Annotated in this window: 22 protein-coding genes; 18 read left to right on the top strand and 4 right to left on the bottom strand. The window is 70.4% G+C overall.

Features of this window, described 5'->3' with window-relative positions; genetic code table 11:
• The first annotated feature begins 15 nt into the window (after nucleotides 1-15).
• The 9 genes from ACFUNE_RS30640 to ACFUNE_RS30680 all read left to right on the top strand — a co-directional run bounded on the left by ACFUNE_RS30640 (nucleotide 16) and on the right by ACFUNE_RS30680 (nucleotide 11,087).
• On the top strand, nucleotides 16-927 hold the full coding sequence (locus ACFUNE_RS30640; protein WP_383574736.1) for a MurR/RpiR family transcriptional regulator: 912 nt from the start codon (nucleotides 16-18) through the stop codon (nucleotides 925-927).
• Nucleotides 924-1,970 carry an N-acetylglucosamine kinase gene (locus tag ACFUNE_RS30645; RefSeq protein ID WP_383574738.1) on the top strand — a complete coding sequence of 349 codons (1,047 nt, stop codon included), beginning with the start codon at nucleotides 924-926 and terminating at the stop codon, nucleotides 1,968-1,970. The genes ACFUNE_RS30640 and ACFUNE_RS30645 overlap by 4 nt, the downstream gene beginning before the upstream one ends.
• A gap of 38 nt (nucleotides 1,971-2,008) precedes the next feature.
• Entirely contained in the window at nucleotides 2,009-3,043 is a 1,035-nt protein-coding gene (locus tag ACFUNE_RS30650) for a Gfo/Idh/MocA family protein (RefSeq protein ID WP_383574740.1), read from the top strand.
• 73 nt (nucleotides 3,044-3,116) lie between these two features.
• Nucleotides 3,117-4,061, top strand: coding sequence for an N-acetylmuramic acid 6-phosphate etherase (gene murQ / locus ACFUNE_RS30655; protein WP_383574742.1), 945 nt, complete (start codon nucleotides 3,117-3,119; stop codon nucleotides 4,059-4,061).
• An 11-nt stretch (nucleotides 4,062-4,072) separates the two neighbouring features.
• The gene (locus ACFUNE_RS30660; RefSeq protein WP_383574744.1) at nucleotides 4,073-4,429 is read left to right on the top strand and encodes a GntR family transcriptional regulator; all 357 of its coding nucleotides are present in this window, start codon (nucleotides 4,073-4,075) and stop codon (nucleotides 4,427-4,429) included.
• 40 nt (nucleotides 4,430-4,469) lie between these two features.
• The gene (locus tag ACFUNE_RS30665; RefSeq protein ID WP_383574746.1) at nucleotides 4,470-7,337 is read left to right on the top strand and encodes an FAD-binding and (Fe-S)-binding domain-containing protein; all 2,868 of its coding nucleotides are present in this window, start codon (nucleotides 4,470-4,472) and stop codon (nucleotides 7,335-7,337) included.
• A gap of 71 nt (nucleotides 7,338-7,408) precedes the next feature.
• Entirely contained in the window at nucleotides 7,409-7,609 is a 201-nt protein-coding gene (locus ACFUNE_RS30670) for a DUF4236 domain-containing protein (protein WP_327113347.1), read from the top strand.
• Between the two features lie 150 nt (nucleotides 7,610-7,759).
• Nucleotides 7,760-9,289: a helix-turn-helix domain-containing protein gene (locus ACFUNE_RS30675; protein ID WP_383574749.1), complete on the top strand. Its 1,530-nt coding sequence runs from the start codon at nucleotides 7,760-7,762 to the stop codon at nucleotides 9,287-9,289.
• A gap of 262 nt (nucleotides 9,290-9,551) precedes the next feature.
• A complete protein-coding gene (locus ACFUNE_RS30680) occupies nucleotides 9,552-11,087 on the top strand; it encodes a gamma-glutamyltransferase (protein ID WP_383574751.1) in 1,536 nt (511 codons plus the stop codon).
• Here ACFUNE_RS30680 and ACFUNE_RS30685 read toward each other — a convergent pair.
• Nucleotides 11,084-11,701 (bottom strand): hypothetical protein, encoded by a 618-nt coding sequence (locus ACFUNE_RS30685; protein ID WP_383574752.1) that lies wholly within the window; start codon nucleotides 11,699-11,701, stop codon nucleotides 11,084-11,086. The genes ACFUNE_RS30680 and ACFUNE_RS30685 overlap by 4 nt on opposite strands.
• Nucleotides 11,702-11,951: 250 nt before the next feature.
• On the opposite strand from ACFUNE_RS30685, the gene ACFUNE_RS30690 reads away from it, so the two are divergent.
• The 6 genes from ACFUNE_RS30690 (at nucleotide 11,952) to ACFUNE_RS30715 (ending at nucleotide 16,156) form a co-directional block, all read left to right on the top strand.
• A complete protein-coding gene (locus ACFUNE_RS30690; protein ID WP_383574754.1) occupies nucleotides 11,952-13,232 on the top strand; it encodes a PIN-like domain-containing protein in 1,281 nt (426 codons plus the stop codon).
• A gap of 64 nt (nucleotides 13,233-13,296) precedes the next feature.
• Nucleotides 13,297-13,560, top strand: a complete 264-nt coding sequence (locus ACFUNE_RS30695; protein WP_383574756.1) for a hypothetical protein — start codon at nucleotides 13,297-13,299, stop codon at nucleotides 13,558-13,560.
• Nucleotides 13,561-13,858: 298 nt separating this feature from the next.
• Nucleotides 13,859-14,767 (top strand): restriction endonuclease, encoded by a 909-nt coding sequence (locus ACFUNE_RS30700; RefSeq protein ID WP_383574986.1) that lies wholly within the window; start codon nucleotides 13,859-13,861, stop codon nucleotides 14,765-14,767.
• A gap of 132 nt (nucleotides 14,768-14,899) precedes the next feature.
• On the top strand, nucleotides 14,900-15,151 hold the full coding sequence (locus ACFUNE_RS30705; protein WP_383574758.1) for a hypothetical protein: 252 nt from the start codon (nucleotides 14,900-14,902) through the stop codon (nucleotides 15,149-15,151).
• 189 nt (nucleotides 15,152-15,340) lie between these two features.
• Nucleotides 15,341-15,718, top strand: coding sequence for a DoxX family protein (locus ACFUNE_RS30710; RefSeq protein ID WP_383574760.1), 378 nt, complete (start codon nucleotides 15,341-15,343; stop codon nucleotides 15,716-15,718).
• 84 nt (nucleotides 15,719-15,802) lie between these two features.
• Nucleotides 15,803-16,156: a cupin domain-containing protein gene (locus ACFUNE_RS30715; RefSeq protein ID WP_383574762.1), complete on the top strand. Its 354-nt coding sequence runs from the start codon at nucleotides 15,803-15,805 to the stop codon at nucleotides 16,154-16,156.
• Between the two features lie 137 nt (nucleotides 16,157-16,293).
• On the opposite strand, the gene ACFUNE_RS30720 is transcribed toward ACFUNE_RS30715, so the two are convergent.
• The 3 genes from ACFUNE_RS30720 to ACFUNE_RS30730 all read right to left on the bottom strand — a co-directional run bounded on the left by ACFUNE_RS30720 (nucleotide 16,294) and on the right by ACFUNE_RS30730 (nucleotide 19,010).
• On the bottom strand, nucleotides 16,294-17,034 hold the full coding sequence (locus ACFUNE_RS30720) for an esterase/lipase family protein (protein WP_383574764.1): 741 nt from the start codon (nucleotides 17,032-17,034) through the stop codon (nucleotides 16,294-16,296).
• A gap of 180 nt (nucleotides 17,035-17,214) precedes the next feature.
• Nucleotides 17,215-18,000 (bottom strand): class II aldolase/adducin family protein, encoded by a 786-nt coding sequence (locus ACFUNE_RS30725; protein WP_383574765.1) that lies wholly within the window; start codon nucleotides 17,998-18,000, stop codon nucleotides 17,215-17,217.
• Nucleotides 17,997-19,010, bottom strand: a complete 1,014-nt coding sequence (locus tag ACFUNE_RS30730) for a C-terminal binding protein (RefSeq protein ID WP_383574767.1) — start codon at nucleotides 19,008-19,010, stop codon at nucleotides 17,997-17,999. The genes ACFUNE_RS30725 and ACFUNE_RS30730 overlap by 4 nt, the downstream gene beginning before the upstream one ends.
• A 212-nt stretch (nucleotides 19,011-19,222) precedes the next feature.
• On the opposite strand from ACFUNE_RS30730, the gene ACFUNE_RS30735 reads away from it, so the two are divergent.
• From ACFUNE_RS30735 to ACFUNE_RS30745, 3 genes are all read left to right on the top strand, one after another.
• Nucleotides 19,223-20,122 carry an Lrp/AsnC family transcriptional regulator gene (locus tag ACFUNE_RS30735; protein ID WP_383574769.1) on the top strand — a complete coding sequence of 300 codons (900 nt, stop codon included), beginning with the start codon at nucleotides 19,223-19,225 and terminating at the stop codon, nucleotides 20,120-20,122.
• 217 nt (nucleotides 20,123-20,339) lie between these two features.
• Nucleotides 20,340-21,992 carry an amidohydrolase gene (locus ACFUNE_RS30740; RefSeq protein WP_383574771.1) on the top strand — a complete coding sequence of 551 codons (1,653 nt, stop codon included), beginning with the start codon at nucleotides 20,340-20,342 and terminating at the stop codon, nucleotides 21,990-21,992.
• A 180-nt stretch (nucleotides 21,993-22,172) separates the two neighbouring features.
• Nucleotides 22,173-23,534 carry an MFS transporter gene (locus tag ACFUNE_RS30745; protein WP_383574773.1) on the top strand — a complete coding sequence of 454 codons (1,362 nt, stop codon included), beginning with the start codon at nucleotides 22,173-22,175 and terminating at the stop codon, nucleotides 23,532-23,534.
• Nucleotides 23,535-24,082 lie beyond the last annotated feature (548 nt).

Below are 24,082 nucleotides of genomic sequence, written 5' to 3' on the forward strand. Positions count from 1 at the left end.
AGTAATCTCCGCCGCATGAGCGACAAGACGTCAGAGAATTCCGTCAACACACCCGGTGGCGAACGCCTGGAGAGCCGCATCCGAGCTCTGCTTCCCAGTCTCAACCCCTCCAGTGTCCGGATCGCGAAGATCCTTCTCGACGACCAAGCCGGTGCGTCACGCCGGACCATGTCGGAACTCGCGGAGATGGCCGGGACCAGCGAGTCCTCGGTCGTACGCACCACACGGGCACTGGGTTTCCGCGGCTACGCGGAGCTGCGCCTGGCCCTCGCGGCCGAAGCAGCGCGTGGCACGACCGGCCCGCAGGTCACCGGGGACATCACGCCCGCGGACTCGTTGGCCGACGTGGTCGCGAAGCTGGCCGGCGAGGAGATGCAGGCCATCTCCGACACCGCGGCCCAGCTCGACGTCGACGCGATGCGCCGGATCATCGACCTGATGATCGGGGCACGGCGGATCAACATCTACGGTTCCGGGGCCTCCGGACTCGTGGCCATGGACCTGCACCACAAGCTGGAGCGCATCGGCTTCCCCAGCCACGTCTACTGCGACGTGCACGGCGGGCTCACCAGCGCCGCGCTGCTCGGCACCGAGGACATCGCGGTGGGCATCTCCTTCTCGGGCGAGACCAACGACGTCATCGGGGCCGTGCGCCAGGCCGCGGACGCGGGCGCCGCCACCGTCGCCATCACCAACCACCCGCGCTCACAACTGGCCACGCTCGCGGACCACGTCCTGCTCCCGGCCGGGGCCGAGACCGCGTTCCGCCCCGGCGCCCTGGCCAGCAGGATCAGTCAGCTCCTCACGATCGACTGCCTGTTCGTGGGCATCGCCCAGCGCACCTACGACCGGAGCATGCGGGCCCTCTCGCTCACGCACGCGGCCCTCCAGAGCCAACGCACCCCGCCCAGGAAGCACCGCACATGACTGATCCGATCACCGGCACACACGCGGGGGCACGCGGTGACGCCCGCGCTCCGGGTGACTGCGTGGCCGCCGTGGACATCGGTGGGACCGGCGCCCGGGTCCGGCTGAGCGACGGCCGGACGACCAGCGAGGTCGTCCGGGCTCCGGGAAGGACCGTGTCCGGGGCCGGCGTCGACTCCGCCGCCCTGCTGGCCGGACTGGCCACGGCACTGCACACCCTGCGCACCGCCCACCGGGACCTCCGGGTCGAAGCGGTGGGAGTCGGCATGAGCGGTCTGCTGGGACTCACCGCGCGGCCCGACGGCCTGCTCGGCCGGCTGTCCGCTCTCTTCCGCGCACCGCGCGTGGTGCTCGCCTCGGACATGGTCACCTCGTACGTCGGGGCACTCGGCATACGGCCCGGCGCGGTCGTGGCCGCGGGCACCGGGGCCGTCGCCCTCGGCACGGACTTCCGCGGCCAGTGGCTGCGCAGCGACGGCTGGGGGCATCTCCTGGGCGACGAGGGCAGCGGGGCGTGGATCGGCGCCGCCGGCCTGCGAGCGGCCATGCGGGCGCACGACCGGCGGCCGGGCGGCTCGGCGCCGCTGCTGGAACTCGCGGTGGAGCGGTTCGGGGAACCCGCCGGCCTGCCGAGTCGGCTCTACCCGCACGGCGACGTCGCCGGCCGGATGGCCGCCTTCGCACCGGACGTCGCCCGTGCCGCGCACCGGGGCGACTCCGTCGCCCACGACATCTGGCGGCGCGCTGCCGTACACCTCGCCAGGACGGTGGGTGCGGCCCTGCCCTCGGGCGTGGACCCCGTCGTCTCGTGGTGCGGGCAGTTGTTCTCCGCAGGGGACCTGCTCACCGATCCCTTCCTGGACGCGCTGAGGACGGCCGCGCCCCAGGCCCGCCCCGTCCCGCCCGCGGGGTCCTCCCTGGACGGTGCCGCCCACCTGGCGCGGCTGTCCGTGGAGAGACCGGACGAACTCCCGGACGCCGCGCCCTACATACGTTCCCTCCCTCCCGCGTCCGGGACACCCCGGGCACCGGGCTCCGTCTGACCATCACTCCCCCGTCACCACGCAAGGACTGAACCACCGTGAAGACCAATCGTTTCGCCCTGATCGGCGCCGGCCTCTTCGGCGAGCGGCACGCCCAGGCCTACAGCCGCTCCCCGTACGCCGACTTCGCCGCGGTCTGCGACATGCGGGCCGAGCGCGCCGACGAGATCGCCGCGACGTACGGCGCGGGCAGGGCGACCACCGACTTCCGTGAGGTGCTCGCCGACCCCACGATCGACGCGGTCTCCATCGCCACCCCCGACCACCTGCACCGCGAGCTCGCCGTGGCCGCGGCGGAGGCCGGCAAGCACATACTCGTCGAGAAGCCGCTCGCCACGACCGTGGAGGACGCCGTCGCCATCGACGACGCCGCCCGGGCGAACGGCGTCAAGCTGATGGTCGACTTCCACAACCGCGTCAACCCGATGATGGTCTCCGCGAAGCAGGCCATCGACCGCGGTGACATCGGCGCGCCCGCGTACGTCTACTCGCGTCTGAGCAACACCCTGGCGGTCGCCACCGGCATGCTCTCCTGGGCGAGCCACTCCTCGGCGCTCTGGTTCCTCGCCAGCCACACCATCGACGCCGTCCGCTGGATGCTCAACGACGAGGTCGTACGGGTGTACGCGGTGAGCCGCGACAAGATCCTCCGCGAACGGGGCGTACCGACCGCCGACTTCCACGTGGCGACCGTGGAGTTCGCGAGCGGCACCGTCGCGGTCTTCGAGTCGGCGTGGATCCTGCCCGACACGCACTCGACGGTGAAGGACCTCAAGCTGGAGATCCTCGGCGACAAGGGAGCGGTCAACATCGACGGCTCCCACAACCGCACCCTGGAGATCTACACCTCGGAGCGCAGCTCCTTCCCGGACCTGTACGCCCCGCCGACCGGCGAGCACCTGACCGGCTTCGTCCTGGACGCCATCGCCTACTTCGTCGACGCGGTCGTCTTCGACAAGCCGGTTCTCGCGACCGGGGAGGACGGCATCGAGATCACCCGCATCCTGTGCGCGATCGAGGACTCGGTGCGCGCCGGCATGCCGGTCGACCTGAAGCCCCGCACGCGGCAGTGACGTAACCGTGCGGGGTGGGGCGGCCGTGTGCCGCCCCACCCCGCACCAGCCCTCCCTCACACAGAGAACCGAGATGCTCCCTTCCCACGCAAGACCCCTCACGGCCGAGGAACTCAGCTCCCTCGCCACCGAACAGCACCGCCCGGACCGCGCGGACATCGACCTGCTCCCCACCTCGGAACTGGTCCGGCTGATGACCCAGGACGACACCCGGGTCCCCGAGGCGGTGCACGCCGCGTCCGACGCCATCGCCCGGGCCGCGGACGTCACCGCCGAGCGGCTCGCGGCGGGAGGCCGGCTCGTCTACATGGGCGCGGGCACCGCCGGGCGCATCGGCGTCCTGGACGCCAGCGAGTGCGTCCCCACCTTCAACACCCGCCCGGGCCAGGTGGTCGGGCTGATCGCCGGCGGCCCCTCCGCGGTCACCCTGCCGGTCGAGGGCGCGGAGGACGACGGGAACATGGCCGTCGAGCACCTGGAGGCCATCGGGCTCACCGCGCAGGACGTCGTCTGCGGTATCGCCGCGAGTGGACGCACCCCCTACGCGGTCGCCGGGGTGCGGCACGCGCGCGGTCTCGGTGCGGCCACCATCGGCGTCTCCTGCAGCCCGGACTCCGCCCTCGGACGCGCGGCCGACATCGCCGTCGAGGTGGTGGTGGGACCCGAGTTCATCACGGGCTCCACCCGGCTCAAGGCCGGCACGGCCCAGAAACTCGCGGTCAACGCCCTGTCGACGGCGACGATGGTCCGGCTGGGGAAGACGTACGGGAACCTCATGGTCGACCTCCAGGCGACCAACGAGAAGCTGCGCAAGCGTTCCCACCACATCGTCGCCCTCGCCACGGGCGCGGGGACCGAGGAGATCGACGCGGCGCTGGACGCCGCCGGTGACGAGGTCAAGACCGCCGTGCACATCCTCCTCGCCGGCACCACTGCCGAGCAGGCACGCGCTGCCCTGGGAACCCACGGGGGCTCCCTGCGGGACGCGCTCGGAGAGCGCGCGCACGCGACACGATGAGCCCGCGCCCCTTGCCCGTCTACCGGCGCATCGCGGAGGTCCTGCGCCGGGACATCCTCGACGGCCGGCGGCGGGCGGGCTCGCTGCTCCCGTCGGAGCGCGAGCTGTGCCGGCGCTTCTCGGTGGCGCGCGCCACCGTGCGCCACAGCCTTCAGATCCTGGTGCACGAGGACCTCGCCGTACCGGTGCAGGGTGTCGGCTACGTCGTCGGGACGACCGGCGCCCCGGTGCACACCATGCCCGAACTCCCGGCGGTCCACGTGCCGGTCGCCTTCCTGAACACCGCGATCGAGATGCTGGAGACGGGCTCCCCCGCGACGGCGTCACGTGTCGCGACGCTGCTGCGGGCCGTGGTGCGCGCCCGTTGACGCCACCCGTACCCGTTCCTTCCCCCTGCCAAGGAGCCCTGTGCCCACCGCACACGTCCAGCCGTCCACGGACATGTCCCTCGACACGCTCGCCGCGCTCAGATCCTCGCTCACCGAACCGGCGCGGTTCGACACGGGACTGACCCGTCGGGCCGCCGCGCACGATGCGTCCCACTACGCGCTGACGCCCGAGGCGGTGGTCAGCGCGACCTCCGCGGACGAGGTGGCTTCACTCATCGCCGCCTGCCGCTCCACCGGGCTCTCCCTGACCCTGCGGTCCGGTGGGACCAGCCTGTCGGGACAGGCTTCGGGACCCGGAGTGCTGGTGGACGTACGGACGCACTGGCGGGACGCGGAGGTCCTGGACGAGGGACGACGCATCCGCGTCCAACCCGGCATGACGCTGCGTCAGGCCAATGCGCGGCTGGCCCCGCACGGGCGCCGCCTCGGCCCCGACCCCGCGAGCGAGGGGGCCTGCACCGTCGGCGGGGTGGTGGCCAACAACTCCAGCGGCATGAACTGCGGCACGCAGGACAACTCCTACCGCACCGTGGAATCCCTGCGATTCGTCCTGCCGTCGGGCACCGTCGTGGACTCGGGGGTGCCCGGCGCCGACGCGCTGCTGCGCGGCCACGAGCCCGCGCTGCACGAGGGGCTGGTACGCCTGCGGGACCGGGTCCGCGACAACACGGCCTCCCGCCGCACCGTCGAGCGGCTGTTCGCCATGAAGAACACCATGGGCTACGCGCTGAACGCCTTCCTCGACCACACCGCCCCCGTCGACATCCTCACGCGCCTCATGATCGGGAGCGAGGGAACACTCGGCTTCATCGCCGAAGCGGTGTTCCGGACCGTACCCGTGCGTCCGCACACGGCGACCGGGCTCCTCGTGCTCCCGTCCGTCGCCCACGCCACCGACACCCTGCCGGCCCTCCAGGAGTGCGGGGTGCGCACCGCCGAACTCCTCGACGCGGCCTCCCTCAGGGTCTCCCAGCAGGGGCACCTCCCCGCGCCCGCGCTGGAAGGGCTGCGCGTCGACCGCCACGCCGCCCTGCTGGTCGAGTTCGCCGAGGACAGTGAGGAGGAGCTGGAGACCTTGCTCGCCGCGGCGTCCCCGGTCCTCGGCTCCATGCCCTCCACCCTCGGCACCGCGCTGACACGCTCGCCGAAGGACCGCGCGGATCTGTGGAGACTGCGCAAGGGGCTGTACACCGCCGTGGCGGGCGCCCGCCCCGCGGGCACCACGGCTCTCCTGGAGGACATCGTCGTCCCGATGCCGGCACTGACCGCGACCTGCGAGAGCCTCGTCGAGCTCTTCGAGCGGCACGGCTACGAGGACGCCGTGGTCTTCGGCCACGCCCGTGACGCGAACCTGCACTTCATGCTCACGCAGGGCTTCGACGACGACGCCGACGTCGAGCGGTACGCGCGCTTCACCGACGACATGGTCGACCTGGTGCTGGGAGCGGGCGGTTCGCTCAAGGCCGAGCACGGCACGGGCCGCGTGATGGCCCCGTACGTGCGCCGCCAGTACGGCGACGAGCTCTTCGCCGTCATGCGGGAGATCAAGAACCTCTGCGACCCTGCCGGAGTCCTCAGCCCAGGGGTCGTCCTGGACGACGACCCCACGGCACACCTGCGACACCTCAAGATCGTGCCGCAGGTCGACGCGGACATCGACCGGTGCGTGGACTGCGGGTACTGCGAGCCCGTCTGCCCGAGCGCCGACGCCACCACGAGTCCCCGGCAACGGATCGCGCTGATGCGGGAGATGGCACTCGCCGAGGCGGCGGGCGACGAGCCGCGCCGCGCCGAGCTGGCCGCGGACTACGCGTACGCGGCTGTCGACAGCTGCGCCGCAGACAGCCTGTGCCTCACGGCCTGCCCCGTGGCCATCGACACCGGTGCCGTGATGAAGCGGCTGCGGGCGGAGAGGCACGGCCCGCTCGCCCGGAAGGCCGGGCAGGCGGTGGCCCGTCACTGGGCGGGGGCGGCGAGCGGAGTGCGCGCCGGCCTGTCCGTCGCGCACGCGCTGCCTGATCCGCTGGTCCGCGGGGCAGCCGGGGCCGCCCGCCGGCTCGGCGCGACCGAGCTGGTGCCCTCCTGGCCCTCCGACATGCCGAAGCCGGGCGGACCCCGCCCCGGGGCCAGAGCTCAGGAGAGGGCCGAGGCGGTCTTCTTCGCGGCGTGCATAGGTTCGCTCTTCGCGGCCGAGGGGGACACCACCGGTTCGGGGGACGGTGCCGCGTGGGCGTTCCTCGCTCTCTGCGACAGGGCGGGCGTACCGGTCACCGTCCCCCGGGGACTGGACGGCCTGTGCTGCGGCACGCCGTGGCAGTCGAAGGGATTCGTGGACGGCCACAGGGCCATGGCCGAGCGCACACTGGCCGTGCTGTGGGAGGCGACCGACGGCGGCCGCCTGCCGGTCGTCTGCGACGCCTCGTCCTGCACGCATGGCCTGACCCAGCTGCTCGACGCGTTGCCGCCCGAGGAGCGCGGGCGCTACGCGCCGCTGCGGTTCACGGACAGCGTGCAGTTCGCCGCGGACACGCTGCTGCCCCGCCTGCCCCAGCCACGCAGGCTGGCGTCCCTGGCTCTTCACCCGACGTGCTCGACGACGCACCTCGGAAGCGGCGACGCCCTGATCGCACTGGGCCGGGCTGTCGCCGAGCGCGCGGACGTGCCCGACAGCTGGGGCTGCTGCGCCTTCGCCGGTGACCGAGGGCTGCTGCACCCCGAGCTGACAGCATCGGCCACAGCGGCCCAGGCGGCGGAGGTCGTGGCCGGACAGTACGCGGCGCACGCCTCGTGCAACCGGACCTGCGAGATGGGCATGACCCGGGCGACCGGCCACCCGTATCGCCATGTACTGGAACTGCTGGAGGAGGCGACCCGGCCGGGGGCATGACAACAGGGCCCGACAGGCAGGCATGAGCGGGCGACTTCGGGATACCCGTACTCCTGACAGAGGAGGCGCAGATGCCGCTCACATTCCGCAAGAGTTTCCAGATCCTTCCGGGCGTCCGGCTGAACATCAACCGTCGCTCGTGGTCCGTCACGACCGGTGGACGGCACGGCCCGAAGCGCACCCACAGCAGCACCGGCAGGCGCACCACGTCGATGGACCTGCCGGGCCCCTTCGGATGGCGCAAGACGACAAAACGCAGCCGGCGCAGCTGAATCACCCGATCGGCGGAACACCGCACGCCGGGCCGTCGGGCGCGCCTGATCCTCGAATCAGGCGCCCGCCCGCGGTCCGGCACAGTGCTGTTACCCGACTCGCACACCCCCGGCACGATCTTCATCTCATATCTGAGATAGCGTGCAGGCATGGAAGACGACTACCTCGCCCGTATCGGCAAGCTCATCCGTGACGCCCGGCAGCACCGCGGCTGGACACAGAGCCAGCTCGCCGAGGCGCTCGCCACGAGCCAGAGCGCCGTCAACCGCATCGAGCGCGGCAACCAGAACATCAGCCTTGAGATGATCGCCCGCATCGGCGAAGCCCTCGACAGCGAGATCGTGTCTCTCGGCTACTCCGGTCCCATGCATCTTCGGGTCGTCGGCGGACGCCGGCTATCCGGCTCCATCGACGTCAAGACGAGCAAGAACGCGTGCGTCGCGCTGCTCTGCGGCTCCCTGCTCAACAAGGGCCGCACCGTGCTGCGCCGGGTTGCCCGCATCGAGGAGGTCTTCCGGCTGCTGGAGGTCCTCAACTCCATCGGCGTGCGCACCCGCTGGATCAACGACGGCGTCGACCTCGAGATCCTGCCGCCGGCCCAGCTCGAACTGGAGTCGATCGACGCCGACGCGGCGCGCCGGACCCGCTCCATCATCATGTTCCTCGGCCCGCTGCTGCACCGCCTGGACCGCTTCACCCTGCCGTACGCCGGCGGGTGCGACCTCGGTACGCGCACGATCGAGCCGCACATGATCGCGCTGCGCCGCTTCGGCCTGGAGATCGCGGCGACCGACGGGCTCTACCACGCACAGGTCGACCACGAGGTCCGGCCGGACCGCCCGATCGTCCTGACGGAACGCGGCGACACGGTGACCGAGAACGCCCTGCTGGCCGCCGCCCGGCACGACGGCACGACGGTCATCCGCAACGCCTCCTCCAACTACATGGTCCAGGACCTGTGCTTCTTCCTTGAGGCGCTCGGCGTACGCGTCGACGGTGTCGGCACGACGACCCTCACGGTGCACGGTGTCCCGGAGATCGACGTGGACGTCGACTACTCCCCCTCCGAGGACCCGGTCGAGGCCATGAGCCTGCTGGCCGCCGCCGTCGTGACGGAGTCCGAGCTGACGATCCGCCGGGTCCCGATCGAGTTCCTGGAGATCGAGCTCGCGGTCCTGGAGGAGATGGGTGTCGACTGCGACCGCACGGCGGAGTACGCCGCCGACAACGGCCGCACACGACTGGTGGACCTGACGGTCCGGCCCTCCAAACTGGAGGCGCCCATCGACAAGATCCACCCGATGCCCTTCCCCGGCCTGAACATCGACAACGTGCCGTTCTTCGCGGCGATCGCGGCCTCCGCGCACGGCAAGACCCTGATCCACGACTGGGTCTACGACAACCGCGCGATCTACCTCACCGACCTCAACCGCCTCGGCGGCAGGCTCCAGCTCCTGGACCCGCACCGCGTCCTGGTCGAGGGCCCCACCCGCTGGCGCGCCGCCGAGATGATGTGCCCGCCCGCACTGCGCCCGGCGGTGGTGGTGCTGCTCGCGATGATGGCCGCCGAGGGCACGTCGGTGCTGCGCAACGTGTACGTGATCAACCGTGGTTACGAGGAGCTGGCGGAGCGGCTGAACTCGGTGGGGGCGCAGATCGAGATCTTCCGGGACATCTGACCGGCGGGGTGTTGTGCCCCTTGGGCCCAAGGGGCACAACACCGCAACATGCCATCTGAGCTGCGAATACTCACCTTCACGGCCCGTCACTGATCACTGTTGTTTTTCAGTGCCTTGTGCAACACATGTGCAAGATGATCTTGAATAGTCGACGATGCGTCAGACCAACCTGAGCAGCCGTCAGCCGTCACGCAGAGTTGTCAACGAAGCAACCTCGCAACGTCCGCCCCAGGGGCGTCGAGGCTCGTGCCAGGGTTGTCCCATGACGCCGATGATCCCCGCGCACGTCCCCGACGAGCCGCCACTCACCTACGCCGACAGCTTCGACATACCGGTGCTGTTTCGTAACGGGCCCGCGGCCAAGCCCAGGAAGCAGTGGCGGACGGCCGAGCACAAGGCGTGGAGCCCAACGGACGGGTTCCCGAAGGCGGACGGCTGGTATGCCCCGACCACCACGTGGCGGGAGATCATCAAGGCGGCCACTGAGGTCGGCCGCGACATCACCCCGCACCTGCAGAACCAGCCGCAGTACGCACACGGGGAGCTCGTCGCCCGAGTCGCCCCGTTGTACGCCTACCTAGGTGCGCACCCCTTCGAGCATCAGCCCCCCGTGCCGGGCGCCACGGGCCAGCGCCTGACGCTGAACCCGGTCTACGCGTACGGCACCGAGCGCACCGCGAAGAGCGCTGCCGCCTACCGGCTCGGCATGACGATGACCGAGTGGGTCTGCCGCTCACTGCTGGGTCTGGGGCAGACCGAGCACCTCGAACTCGGCGGCCCCATCCCCGCCCTGAGCGCCACCTTCAAGGACCCCAAGAGGAAGCTGCCGGACCTGTGGGGACGGCACGAGGCGGAGAAGGCGTACTGGCTGATCGAGGCCAAGGGCGGTATCTGCGACTTCAAGACTCTGCGCGACGGGTGGGCGCAGCTGGAGGCCGGGAGCAAGGTCCTCGGCTCGTACGCGCACCGCAGCGTCCTGGTCGGAGCCGCCGTGCGGCCCGGGGACGACCTCTTCCTGACTATCGACCACGCGCTGCACCCCGGCCAGCCGCCCCTTCCCCCGGCCGGATCCGACCCCGACGGCGAGGCAGCGGTGGGCGAGGGCAACCTCGAAGACCACCTCGGCGAGAACGACGACGCGCTCATCGGCGCGGCCCGCGCCCAGATGCTCGTCTACCTGGCGCTGCGCTCCGCGTCGGCCTCGCAGTTGCGCACGGTGCCGGTGCCGGCCGACCGCACTTCGCGCCACCGACGCCACGGACTGACCACACCGCTGGAGAAGGACGACCGCACCCTCGCCATGCGGGCCGACCTCCGCGGAGCGGCACTTCACGGCAAGTCGCACCTCCCACGTGCCCAGATCCGTTCCTGGGGGATCGACGACTTCCTCACCTGTCGTATCCCCAGCACCGAGGTACATCTCGGTATGTCCCGGAAGCTGTTCGCCGTCTGCGCGCGCCTCCACGAGGAAGATCTCGCGATCGCTTGGCGTACCCCGGGGCTGCGCGCCGAGAACCAGCTGGCCGCCGACGAGCGGGGCAGCGAAGACGCTCAGGACGAGCAGCGGCTCACCCAGCGGCGGATTTTCCACGAACAGCAGGAGGAAGCCCGCCCCCGGCTGCGCTCCCTGCTCCGGGAAGCCTACGAGCGTGGAGCGACGAGCGACTGGAGCGACCTGCTGCGCCGTCCCGAGGAACCGGAGCTCGACCTGACGGGTGACGAAGGTCTTCTCGAGGCGGCCACTCCGGAAACATACCTGGCCGTCAGTCGCTACGGCCTCCCCCCGATCCATGCCTAGGGCACGCCGCGCTCCGCGCGCAGGTTGGCGAAGTAGGACGGCGGGGGGCAGGGATTCGCAATCGTGTCGAAGCCCGGCACATGCTCGACCCAGACGTGCAGGAAGTAATCGAGCTTTTTGATCACCGCGCACTCGAACAACCGGTGCCACTGCTGCGGGTCTTCGACCGCGTTGATGGCGGCCCAGTCCGGGGTGGAGACCACGAGGGTCACGAGACCGTTGCGCAGGGTGACGGAGAGGAACGGGCACCGTGCGAGCTGGGAGTAGTCGGGGAGGTTGATGCCCCAACTGGCCATTCCTTCCCCCCGGGAGAACTCGGCCCACGTCTCCGTGACGACCTCCAGGATCGTGCCTACGGCAGGCGGGCGCCCCTCATGCGCAGCCTTCTTCCACAGCGTCTCGATGCGCTCCTGGACGTCGTCGAGAAGAGCGTCCTGGTCGCTGCTGCGGACGACGTTCGCCAGGACAAGCCCGATGGCCATGACGACGTGGAGGTCCGGCAGCTCCGGGCTGCTCAGTGCCTCCTGCCCGGTCGTACCGACCGACTCGGCGGCCGGGAGCGAGACAGGCTGCGGTCTGCTCAGAGTCGACGCGATGGCCGACCGCTCGGGCACCGAACCGTATCCGCCGGGAGGCGAGACAATTTGGGCCGAGGTGAACCACCGGTCCAGCTGACACGGGACGGCCACCCAGTCAACAGACGGGCGAGAGTCGCCCGTTCACTTCCGACAGCAGCCTTGGCCGCGCTACCGTCCCACAGGTGAACGCGAGGGGACGTGACTTACGAAACGCCCCTCGCATACGGCATACGGCATACGGCATACGGCATACGGCGGCAACGGGGGCGCAGTGGCAGAGGACACGATGACCGGAGCCGACAATCGAGGCCTTTTCGACGACTTCGGAGCTTTCCGGACCCCGACCACCGACGACTTCACCTCTGTACTGACCCACGGTCTGGTCGCCCCCGACGCCAACGTCCTGCTCAACCTCTACCGGTACACCGAGCAGGCGCGCGGCGACCTGCTGCGCGCGCTCGGCGCAGTGGAAGACCGGTTGTGGGTGCCTCACCAGGTCCTCGTGGAGTTCTGGCGGAACCGTGAGGGCACCCTGAGCGAGGCACGGTCGTCCGGTGCGCAGGCCGCCGAGGACATGGCCGGTCACGCGGCCCAGGCGGAACGCACCCTGCGCACCTGGGCGAATCGTGTGGCCCTCCCGGAGCAGGAGACCGACCGTCTGCGGAGTCAGCTGAACGAGGTCTTCGACGACGTGCAGGAGACGATCGTCAAGGTCGGCGAGGGCGAGTGGCAGAACATCACCCACGACACGAGCACTGATCCGGTTATCGCGGAACTGGAACCCGCGCTCGGCGGGCGAGTCGGCGCTCCGCTGGATCCGCAGGACCACGACAAGGCGATCACGGAGGGCATGCGCCGCGTCGAGAAACGGCTGCCTCCGGGCTACATGGACAAATCGAAGGAAGGTGTGGGAGCCGCTGCGGACTATCTCGTGTGGGAGCAGATCCTCCGCGAGGCCAGCCTCCGCCACTGCGACGTGCTGTTCGTGACGGCGGACGTAAAGGAGGACTGGTGGCGCAAGGAGCAGGGTTTCAACCGCGGACCTCGTCCGGAACTGACCGAGGAGCTCAAGGCCCGGGGCGGCGGGCGGCTCTTCATGCTGACGCCCAAGCAGTTCCTGGAGGTCGCGGCGCCGATCCTGGAGTTCGGTCTCCGCGAGGGCTCCGTCAAGGACATCGAACGCGTCGAGCGGATTGGGACCGACGACGGAGCCTACGGCGGCTGGACGACCGACGCGCTCCAGGAACTCTTCGACCGGTTGACCTACGAAAACTACGAGGACAGGGTCGCCGTAATCAAGTACGCCGCTGATATGGGCGGCGTCGCGGACGCCAAGAGTGTCTACGACATCTGCCACTACCCCTCGGGCCGCTCCCTCAGAGGCTTTACCAAACCGGTCACCCGCATCGCCGGCCTGTTGCTCAACCTGGGCAAGATCCCGGAATCAGCCGTCCAGGTCCTGAAGGCCGAGTACGACGCGGACCCCGGCGGCCGCGCGTCCGGCTTCTCCGTCCACCCGCTCCTCGTACCGCTCATCAACGAGTTGGGGGAGGAAGGCGAGTCGTGACCGCCGACCGGATATTTCACGGAACGTAAGGAGTCGGCGAAGCCGCGTTGTTACTCTCCGCGCCATGTCTCACTCAGCAGCGCGGGAGATGCGCTCTCCGATCCTGTCGATCGACCCGTACATTCCAGCGTTCGAGCAGCACGACAAGGTCATCTGTTCCATGGCCACGAGCGGCGAGTGCGACAAGAAGCTCGTCGCGGAAGTGCGCACCGAGTTCCGCGACGGCAGCGTCCATCACTGGCGAGTGTGCGGCGAGTGGCTAACCACCCATCCGTCAGCCATCGCCCACATCGAAGCGAACGGCTTCCAGGAGCCTGCCGCCTCTTGACGGTGGGCGTCGGAGCGCCGCGGTGACGGTTACGCCAGCCGGCACCTCCGGAGCCTTGTGAATCCGCTGGGCTTCCGACGACAGGAGCTCGATCAAACCTCATCAAGTTGAGGCGCCCCGGAGATCGTCGCGCGGCCGGCTGCACCGTTTCTCGCCGGTGCGACTATCACTGCGCCCCGTATCATGAGGCGGCTCGGCGTCAGCACATCATGACCCCTGCCAGGTGCGCGTTCTTGTTCCGCCCTGAGCAGTGATCTGCCGGGGCGAGAGCGAGCACATGAGGAGAGACGTGGCCGAAATGCAGTCGAGGATCGAGCCGCCGGCGCCGATGCAGATCTCGTCCTGGCAGCAGGCCGAGCTCAACGCAGCGCGCTGGATGCGCCATTGGGGCTTCATCGATGCCGTCGCGCACCCCGGAGGGCCGGACTCCGGCATCGATGTCCGCGCCGGTGGTGCGCTGGGGCAGGTCAAGTACCAAGCCGCTCAGGTCGGACGTCCGGAATTGCAACGATTTGTGGGAGCGCGCCCCTACGGATCGACCGCGCAGCTCATCTTTTTCACCGGCAGCGCATACACGAGCACCGCTGCGGCCTACGCCCAGGAGTGGAGCATCGCGCTCTTCACGTATCGGCTGGACGGCGCGATGACGCCGGTCAACGACGTGGCACGCCGCATCCACCGCTCGTCCGTATCCGCCCTGCCCACAGCGGCTCGGAATCCCGGAACGCCCCCGGTCCCTACGTTCTGGCAGCGGAACTGGCGGGTGGTCGCAGGGGTTTCCCTCCTCATGGCGCCACTCGGCTCGATCGGGGACGAAAAGACCTACACCGGCCCGCTCGCCCTTGACATCCTGAAGTTCATCGGCATTCTCCTGGTGTGCTGGTCGCTCGGCACGTTCCTGATGGCCACGCGGTTCGGCTACCGCGTCTCCTTCACGTTCCGGCCCTTTCGGGCAGCCATCGCTCGCCGACCAGGGACTCACCCGGCGGCCGCGGCAGTCCGGACTCGTGTACCGCGCCCCACGCCCGAACCCGTCACGGTGGCCCCCACGGCCCGGCAGGACGGCCTGGTGACGGAGGCCGCATCTCTGCTCCGCGCCGGCAGCAAGCCGCACCACGTCGACAAGGTCCTCAAGGATCGTGGCGTCGGATTCATGGATCGGGCCCGCATACTCACCGACGCCAAGAAGCTCAACCAGCGCCCGTGAGGGCGTGACGAATCCGGTGTGCGTCTCGCCGGCAAGCCGTAGAGATGGCGTCGGCAGACTTACCGAACCCCCTGCCCTTGCAAGCCCGCCAGGCCGACGTTTCGGTTGACGGCCCAGGGGCAAGCGGCGGTCATGGACAGAAACGGTGAAGTTGTGGAGGCCCGCGGTAACGAGCACCACGTGGTGCTGGCGGCGGACACCAACGGGGACGGCAAGGCCGACGTCTGGATGACGGACACCACCGGCGACGGTAAGGCCGACGTCTACCAGTTCGACACCACCGGCGACGGAGAGATCGACGTCACCATGGTCGAGCGCGCCGAGGAGGCCGGTGAGGACCGTGTCGTGGTCGAGGGGGACGGCGGGCATCCGGTGGAACAGTGAGAACGTCGCGCCCCGTCCCCTCGGCACCTGTGTCCGGGACTCCGGCCGGAGTCCCGGACACAGGTGTGCTGGGGCAGGAGGAGTACGGATCCGACGCCACGGGCAGCACTCCCGCTACGGCCCCGCAGGCGTTCCTACCTCCTAGTAACATCAAGCCCCGTCGCCCCGGCCGAGCTCCAGGAGTCCCGTATGGCACGCGTCCCGCTCGTCCCGCGCTCGCCCCTGCTGCTCGCAGGGCTGATGGCCGCCGCGGGGGTCGCTCACTTCGCGGCCCCCGCACCGTTCGACGGGACCGTGCCGCGAAGCCTGCCGGGCAGCCCGAGGTCCTGGACCCGGGCCAGCGGTGCCGTGGAGCTGGCGCTCGCGGCAGGGCTCGCCCTGCCGCGCACCCGGAGCCTCAGCGCCCGCGCCACCGCGCTCTTCTTCGTCGGCGTGTTCCCCGCCAACATCAAGATGGCGTACGACTGGCGTGACCAGCCCGCACCGGCCCGTGCACTCGCCTACGGCAGGCTGCCGCTCCAGCTCCCGCTCTACCTCTGGGCCCGCGCGGCCGGCCGCCAGGCTTGATCGACGGATCGCCGCGCCCAGTGGACTTCGGCGCGACAGTCTGCCGATGGGAAAGCGTGCTGAGGACGGCCTAACGTCACCTGCATGAGCCAGATCACGACCTTCGCCGTGCACATCCCCGATGCCGAACTCGCGCCGGACCCGCTCGATCCCTCGCAGATCCTCGAAGGGACACCGGAGGTGTCGGGGAAGGTCCTCTGGGCGTCGGAGGACGGCCGGCGGATCCGCGGCATCTGGCAGATCACCCCCGGGGTGGTGACCGACACCGAGGCAGACGAGCTCTTCGTCGTCGTCCACGGTCGCGCCACCATCGAGGTGGACGGCGGCCCCACCCTCACCGTGGGTGCCGGTGACCTCTGCGTCCTGCGCGAGGGCGACCGGACCACCTGGACCGTCCACGAGACCCTGCGCAAGGCGTACGAAATCACTCTGCCCTGAGGCGGCGGATCCGGGCAGGAGACCTGCCGGGCGGCCCGGACAGGTCTCCCGGGCGGTTCTGCGGGGGCCCGGGGTGCCGGGGCGACCAGCGCGGACCGCCGGCGGCTTCCGGGGTCCGCGGAGGCGTCCCGCTCGGATCAGGAAGCGACGAAGCGGGCGATCGCTCCCAGTGTGAGCGTGTCCGTCAGGTACCCGATGTGGGTCTGGCAGGCCACGTTGTTGTTCGTCGCGCCGTCCAGCTTGGTGCTGGTGTACGGGAGGATGACGCCGTCGCACGCCGAGTACCAGGTGGCGTACCTGGTGGCGCCGGGGGTCTCGTCACCCGAGGTGATCTGGGAGATGTAGGAGGAGCCCGGGTACATCTGCTGGCAGGTCACGTAGATCAGACAGGCGCTGGCGAACGTAGTCCCGTGGTTCGCGCCGGCGATAGAGGCCAGGTGGCTGACGCTGGTGTTGCCTCCCAGCACCTTCAGGTAGTACTGGCTGACGAGGCCGCCCATCGAGTGGTTGACGATGGCGACCTTGCTCGCCCCGGTCTGCGACTTCACGTTGTTGACGAAGCTCGCGAGGCCCTGGGCGTTGGTGATGTTGTTCCCGTAGGAGTTGTAGTCGTACGTGAACAGCTTGGAGCTGGACCAGCCGTTGAGCTGGAAGACGCTTTTGGCCGTGACCCAGTTGGACGCGTTGCCGGTGTACCCGTGGACGAAGACGACTGGCGTGCTGGTCGACAGCGCCGCAGCCGCGGACGCGGCGGGGGCCGGGGCCGCCTTGGGGGCGGTGTCGGCCGCGCCGGCCGTCGATGCCGAGGAGAACAGGCTGAAGGCGACCGTGACGGCCGCGAGAACGCCGAGAAGCCGGCGCGGTGAACGACGACGCATGGGGGCACTCCTGACGGGGATGCGGGTGCTTGACGCGACCAGACTCTCCACGCCGGAGCTCGGACACCATCGGCGAAATCGCCAGTACATGCGCCGCACACCCGGATCCCGGTGGCCCCGCCTCGCCATGACGGAGCCCACCGGGCCCGTCGGGCCCGATGGCCGGTGGACCCGTCTCCGTCAGTCCTTGTAGTCGGGGGCGATCCGCTCGACGAGACGCAGCAGCGCAGCCCAGGCCAGGTCGTAGGCGATGTCGTCCTGGAAGTCGGCCGTGGCCTCGCCCGCGAGTTGCCGGGCGGTGTACTCGCAGACCTTTTCCGAGGGCAGCACCAGCAGGGCCCCGGCCGCCTGTGCGGTGACCTGGATCTCGCAGGCCTTCTCCAGGTAGAACATGCGCAGGAAGGCCTGGGCGGCACTCTCGCCGACGGTGAGAAGACCGTGGTTGCGCAGGATGAGTGCCGGATGGCCGCCCAGGTCGTCGACCAGGCGCTCCTGCTCGTCGAGGTTGAGGGCGACGCCCTCGTAGTTGTGGTACCCGACGCGGTTGTGGAACTCCATCGACATCTGGTTGACCGGCAGCAGCCCGCCCTGCTGCGCGGCGACGGCGCAGCCCGCCCTGGTGTGCGTGTGCAGCACGCAGTGGGCGTCGGTGCGCGCCTTGTGGATAGCGCTGTGGATCACGAAACCGGCCGGGTTGACGGGATGCGGGGTCGGCTCGACCGCATTGCCCTCCAGGTCGATCCTGACCAGGTTGGAGGCGGTGATCTCCTCGAACATCAGCCCGTAGGGGTTGATCAGGAAGTGGTTGTCCGGGCCGGGCAGACGCTGCGAGATGTGAGTGAAGATCAGGTCCGTCATGCGGAAGTGCGCGACCAGACGGTAGACGGCGGCCAGTTCGCGCCGCAGGCGCAGCTCCTCGGCCGCGATGTCCTCGGCGGTGGCGGGGGTGGTGGGTGTCTCGGTCACGCGGGTGCTCCTTGCCGGAGGGAGGCGGGCTGGGATCCGTCGGCCTGGGCGTCCGGGACGACGACGGGGGTGTGCGGGCGTCCGGTGGTCCACCAGGCGAGGACGTTTCGGGCGGGTTCGAGGATGTAGGCGCGCAGGGACGTGTCGGTCAGGAACGCGCTGTGTGGCGAGAGTTGCAGGCGGGGGTGGGTGCGCAGGCGGTCGTCCGGGGCCGGGGGTTCGACCGGGAAGACGTCGAGGGCGGCACCGGCGAGGTGTCCGCTGTCGAGGGCGTCCAGGAGCGCCCCGGGGTCGACGAGGTCGCCGCGGGAGACGTTCACCAACAGGCCGCCGGGGCGCATACGGGCGAACAGGGCCGCGTCGGCCATGCCCCGCGTCGCCGGGGTGGACGGGGTGTGGAGCGACAGGATGTCGGCCTGCTCGACGAGCTCGTCCAGGCCGAGCCGTTCGACGCCCTCCGGCCCGTCGGCGTCGCCCGCGTGCGGGTCGTACGCGGTGATTCGGCCGAAGACAGGGGCGGCGAGGCGGGCGAAGGTGCGCGCGATGCGGCCGAAGCCGACGAGGCCGAGGGTCATCTCGCTCGCACGGCGGGGCACCTCGGCGAAATCCTCGTTCCAGCCGCCGGACCGGACCACGGCGTCGGCCTGCGGCAGCCGGCGGGTCAGGGAGAGCGACGAGGCGAGGGCGTGCACGGCGACGTCCTCGGTGGCCGCGTGCGGCAGGTTCGTGACCCAGATCCCGCGGCGGGCGGCCTCTGCGGTGTCGACCATGTCGTGGCCCGCGGACATGGTGGCGACGATCCGCACCCCGGGCAGGCGGTCGAGGAGGGCCGCGTCGACCCGCGCGTAGCCGACGACCAGCGCGACGGCGTCGTGGGCGGCGGCGGCGATCCTCTCCGGATCGCGACTGTTCACCACACGGACCTCGAATCCGCCGTCGGCGAGCAGCTGCACGCCGGGGGCGGGATCAAGCTCCTCCGTGTCGGTGATCACGGCGACAGGGCGCGCCACATCGACCTCCATAGATGATTCGATCGTTCCTTCATGCCGAAACTTACGTTTCCGCTGTACGCCTTGTCTACATCGAACGAGATGATTGACCGTACGACCATCGACTCCCCCGGATGCTCCATCGACGAAGCATCCGGGCGGCTGACCGACAATGAGCGGGCACCCGGCCGCTGCACGGCCGGGCGGAACCGAAGCACGGAGGGGATCACCACATGGAGCTCGACGAGACGGACCTGTCGATCGTGCGGGAGCTGCAGACGGACGGACGGCTCACGTACGAGACCCTGGCCCAGCGCGTCGGCCTGTCCCGCCCGGCGACCCGGATGCGCGTCCAGCGGCTGCAGGAGTCGGGGGCCGTGCGGGTGGTCGCCATCGTGCACCCGGCGGTGCGCAGCCTGTCCGCCTCCGCGCACCTGTCCATCAGCACCGAGGGCGCCGCGGCCGAGGTGGCGCGGGCGATCGCCGCGCTCCCCCAGGCCCCCTTCGTGACGCTGACGAGCGGACGCTGGGCGATCATGACGGAGCTGCGGACCGCAGGATTCGGCGAGCTGGAGCGTGCGATCGAGCGCATCCGCGCGACTCCGGGCGTACGCACCGTGGACCCCCTGGTCGCGACTCGGCACGTCAAGGATCCGTACCTGCTGACCGAGGAGCCGACGGTCACGGCCCTGGACGCCGTCGACCAGCGGATCCTCGCCGAGCTGGAGGACGACGGGCGGCTCCCCTTCGCCGAGCTCGCCCAGCGCGTGGGGCTGTCCGCGGGAGCGACCCGGTCCCGGACGCTCCGGCTCCTCGACGGCGGCGTGGCCAAGGTGGTCGCGCTGGTGCGGCCCGACGTCCTGGGGATGGGCTTCCTCTGCGGATTCAGCCTGCGGGTGGCCGGGGAGGCGTCCGCGGTCGCCGCGCAGGTGGAGCGGCTCACCCGGGTGACGTTCCTGTCGACGTGCCTGGGCCGCGCCGAGCTGGTCGGCACGATCACCGCGGAGTCGATCGGCGCGGTACGCGCGGCGCTCGAGGAGATGCGCGCGCTGCCCGCGGTGCGCGAGGTCGAGAGCTGGTTCCACCTGGAGCTGGTCAAGGAGCGCTACGACATCGGTCCGCGACCCGCCTGATCCGGAAGGTCCGCCGGAGCACGCGCCCAGGCGGCCGGGTAGAGCAGGAGTCCCGAGAAGAGCAGGACTGACGATACGTAACCCACGAACCGATCTGGCTTTACAAAAATTGACCATCTTCACCTCTGGTCAATCAGTCGTTCGTTTCATATCGTTCAGCGAGCCGAAACGCCTGTCGGCACTCTTCTGTACATCTCCGCTCGAAAGCAGCCTCCCCATGTCCCGTCACACCGAGACACCCGAGCGCACCCTGCTCGTCACGGGTGCCGCCGTAGCCGCCGCGGGCACCACGGTCCGCGCCGAAGCCCTGGCCGTGCGCGGCGACCGCATCGTGCACGTCGGCACCGCCGAGGACGCCCGCGCGGCCCTCGGCCGGGTCGACGAGGAGCTCTCCCTGGACGGCGGCCTCGTCCACCCGGGTTTCATCGACGCACACTGCCACCCGGTCATGTACGGGCAGGCGCTGGCCTGGGTCGATCTCCGCCCCGAGCGCGTGCCCGACATCGAGACCCTGGTCGAGGTGCTGCGCGAGGCGGAACGCGATCTGCCGGCCGGCGTCCCTGTCCGCGGCTTCGGCTACGAGCACCGCAGGCTCGCAGAGCAGCGCCACCCCACGTGCCACGACCTGGACCGGGTCGCCGAGGACCGCGAGGTCTACGTGATGAACGCCTCCGGACACGGCGGCGTCGTCAACTCCCACACCCTGCGCACCTGCGGCATCACCGCGGGCACCCCGTCGCCCGAGGGCGGCAGCATCGGTCACTTCGACGACGGTGAGCCCGACGGGCAGCTGTGGGACGCGGCCTGCGACCTGCTGACCGGACCGGCCGGCGTGAAGATCGGCAACCACGGGCCGAACTTCCACCTCTCCGAGCCCGAAGCGATCATGGCCGACCATCTGCTGCGCGCCCAGGAGGTGTTCCTGGCGGCCGGTGTCACCACGATCGGGGACGCCCAGGTCTCGCGGCGCGAGATGGAGACCTATCTGCGCGCCGCGGACGACGGCAGCCTCCGCATGCGGGTGTCGGCGTACCTGACGTCCGCGCTCCTGGACACCGCCCTGGAGCTCGGCGCGGTACGCGGATTCGGCGACGACCGGTTCCGTATCCAGGGCGTGAAGTTCTACGCCGACGGCACGCTCGGCGGCTGGACCGCCTACTTCCCCGAGGGCTACGCCGCCGACTGCTGCCACCACGGCCAGCTCTACCACTCGGTCGAGGAGTACGCGGACATCGTCCGCCGCGCCCACGCCGCCGGGCTGCAGACCGCCACCCACGCCCAGTCCCCGTACGCCATCGGCATGGTGCTCGACGCCGTCGAGAAGGCTCAGGCCGACCGGGAGCGCCCAGGCATGCGGCACCGCATCGAGCACTGCGGCCTGCCCACCGACGAGCAGATCGACCGTATGGGGACGCTCGGAGTCATCCCCGTCATGCAGCCGCAGCACCACCTGCGCACCGGCGACGGCACGCTGACCGCCGTGGGCGAGCTCGGCCACCGGTACAACCCGGCGGGCCGCTGCGCGGACGCCGGTGTCCCCGTGGTCTTCTCGTCCGACGCGCCCGTGGCACCGCCCGCCCCGCTGGAGGCCGTGGCCGCAGCGGCGACCCGCCGCACCGTGCTCGGTACGGTCCTCGGTGACGAGTCGCTGCGCCTGTCCGTCGAGGCAGGGCTGCACGCCCACACGGCGGCCGCCGCCCAGGCGCTGCACCGTGAGGACGCCGTGGGTGCGCTAGCTCCGGGCATGCTCGCCGACTTCGTCGTGCTGGACGCGGACCCGCTGACGGTGCCCACCGAGGAGCTCACCGGCATCCGTGTCCGGGAGACATGGGTGGGCGGCCGGCGCGCCTGGGCCGCTCCGGGCCGCTGATCCGTCACCCGGCACTCCCCACCCCTCTCCCGCTCCGTCCCCGGCAGGCTCGGGCACCGCTGCCTCCGCTCCCACCGCTCGCGCCCTGCCCCCTCCCGGGGCGTCCGCCCATGCCCTGCGGGGCACGGGCGGACGCCCCGGCGCCCCCGTCCCCGCCCGCTGATCCCGCCGGAGGTCCCCATGACGGACCGCACCACCCCGAACAAGCCTCAGAGTCCGTACCGGTCCGCCTTCGCCGCCCTGGCCGGCACATCCATCGAGTGGTACGACTTCTACGCCTTCGCCACGGCCGCCGCGCTCGTCTTCGACGACGTCTTCTTCCCCGCCGACATGCCGACGGCCCTCAAGACGATCGCCTCGTTCGCGACGTTCGCGGTCGGCTTCCTGCTCCGTCCGCTCGGCGGAATCGTCTTCGGTCACATAGGCGACCGGGTGGGACGCAAGAAGACACTGGTCATCACCTTGCTGATGATGGGCATCGCCTCCTTCGCCATCGGTCTGCTGCCGACGTACGGGCAGGTCGGCGCCCTCGCTCCGATCCTGCTCATCACCCTGCGGCTGATCCAGGGCGTCGCGATCGGCGGCGAGTGGGGCGGGGCCGTGCTCATCGCGGTCGAGAACGCCCCGAAGGGCAGAGCCACCTTCTTCGGCTCGTTCGCGCAGCTCGGCTCGTCGGTCGGCGCCCTGCTGTCCACCGGTGCCTTCAGCCTGATGAACCTCTTCGGGAGTGAGGCCTTCCACAGCTGGGGCTGGCGCGTGCCGTTCCTTGCTTCGTCCGTCCTCGTGATCATCGGTCTGGTCGTCCGCACCAAGCTCGAGGACACCCCGGTGATGGACGACATCCACGCGGGGCAGTCGGAGAAGGCGGAGCAGTCCGGCACGAGCCGGCTGCCGGTCGCCGAGGTGCTCCAGAAGGACTGGAAGACGGTCCTGGTGGGCGTGTTCGCGCTGGCCACGGCCACCGGCGGCTACTACGTCGTGACCAGCTACCTGCTGTCCTACGGCACCGGCGAACTGCACCTGTCCGAGTCCATGCTCCTCAACGGCCTCTCCCTCGCCGCGTTCCTGGAACTGGTCGTCACCCCCTTCCTCGCCCTGCTGGGTGACCGTGTGGGGGCACACCGGGTCGTCGTCGCCGGGCTCGCGGGCGTCGTGCTGCTGTCCCTGCCCCAGTTCATGGTGATGGGCACGGGCAGCGTCGTCCTGATCTACCTGACGATGCTGGCCATGCGGCTCGTGATGTCCGCGCTGTACGGGCCGATCGCGGCGATCCTCGCCGACGGCTTCGCCCCGCATGTGCGCTACACCGGCATCTCGCTCTCCTACCAGGTGTGCAACATGGTCTTCGCCGGGTTCGCCCCGGTGACCGCGGTCTGGCTGTCGTCGCTGGCGGGCGGGGCGTACTGGCCGCCGGCGGTGGCTCTGATGGTGGTCTCCGTCATCGGTATCTGGTGCACCTTGCGGCTGCGGGCCTACCACCGGATCCGGGTCGACGCCGGGACACCGCCCGCCGAGCGGGTCACGATGCCCGTCGGCGCCTGACGGCGACCCGGCATCGGGTGGCCCGGCCGGTATCCGCAGCGCGCGGAGCCGGCCGGGCCTTCTCCCACGGGGACGAGGGCGGTGTCCTCACTCCGGCCGAGCCGCACCCTGCCGTCGCACGGTCGCGCCGACGCGCCGCAGGGCAGGCCGGCGGCCGGTGGGACGCTTCTCTCCGGCGCGGGCGACCCGGCGGTGTCCGGGCACTCGCCTCTGCCGGACTCCGTCGGTCCTCCGGTCGAGCGGCTCGTGGGCCGAGACGTTTTCAGCGCGTGAATTCTTCTTCCGCGCGGAGCCATCACCGCAGCTCGACGACCCCCCTGATGGTCTAGACCATAGAGGCGCCCGAAAACCCTTTACTTCACAGGCCCGTTCATGGGTCACTCGTGACGCGTCCACATCAATCACACGTGACCGTGGCGCACGCCGGGGACCTCTCACCCCGTTGCCCAGCACGCCAGCACGCTCTGCACGCCTTGCACGCACTGCTGTCCGAAACGGTGAATCCGACCACGACCGCTCACCGGCTACGCGGGTAGATCCGCGGGCCG

The sequence above is a fragment of the Streptomyces sp. NPDC057287 genome, assembly GCF_042667905.1.
Taxonomy (GTDB): Bacteria; Actinomycetota; Actinomycetes; order Streptomycetales; family Streptomycetaceae; genus Streptomyces.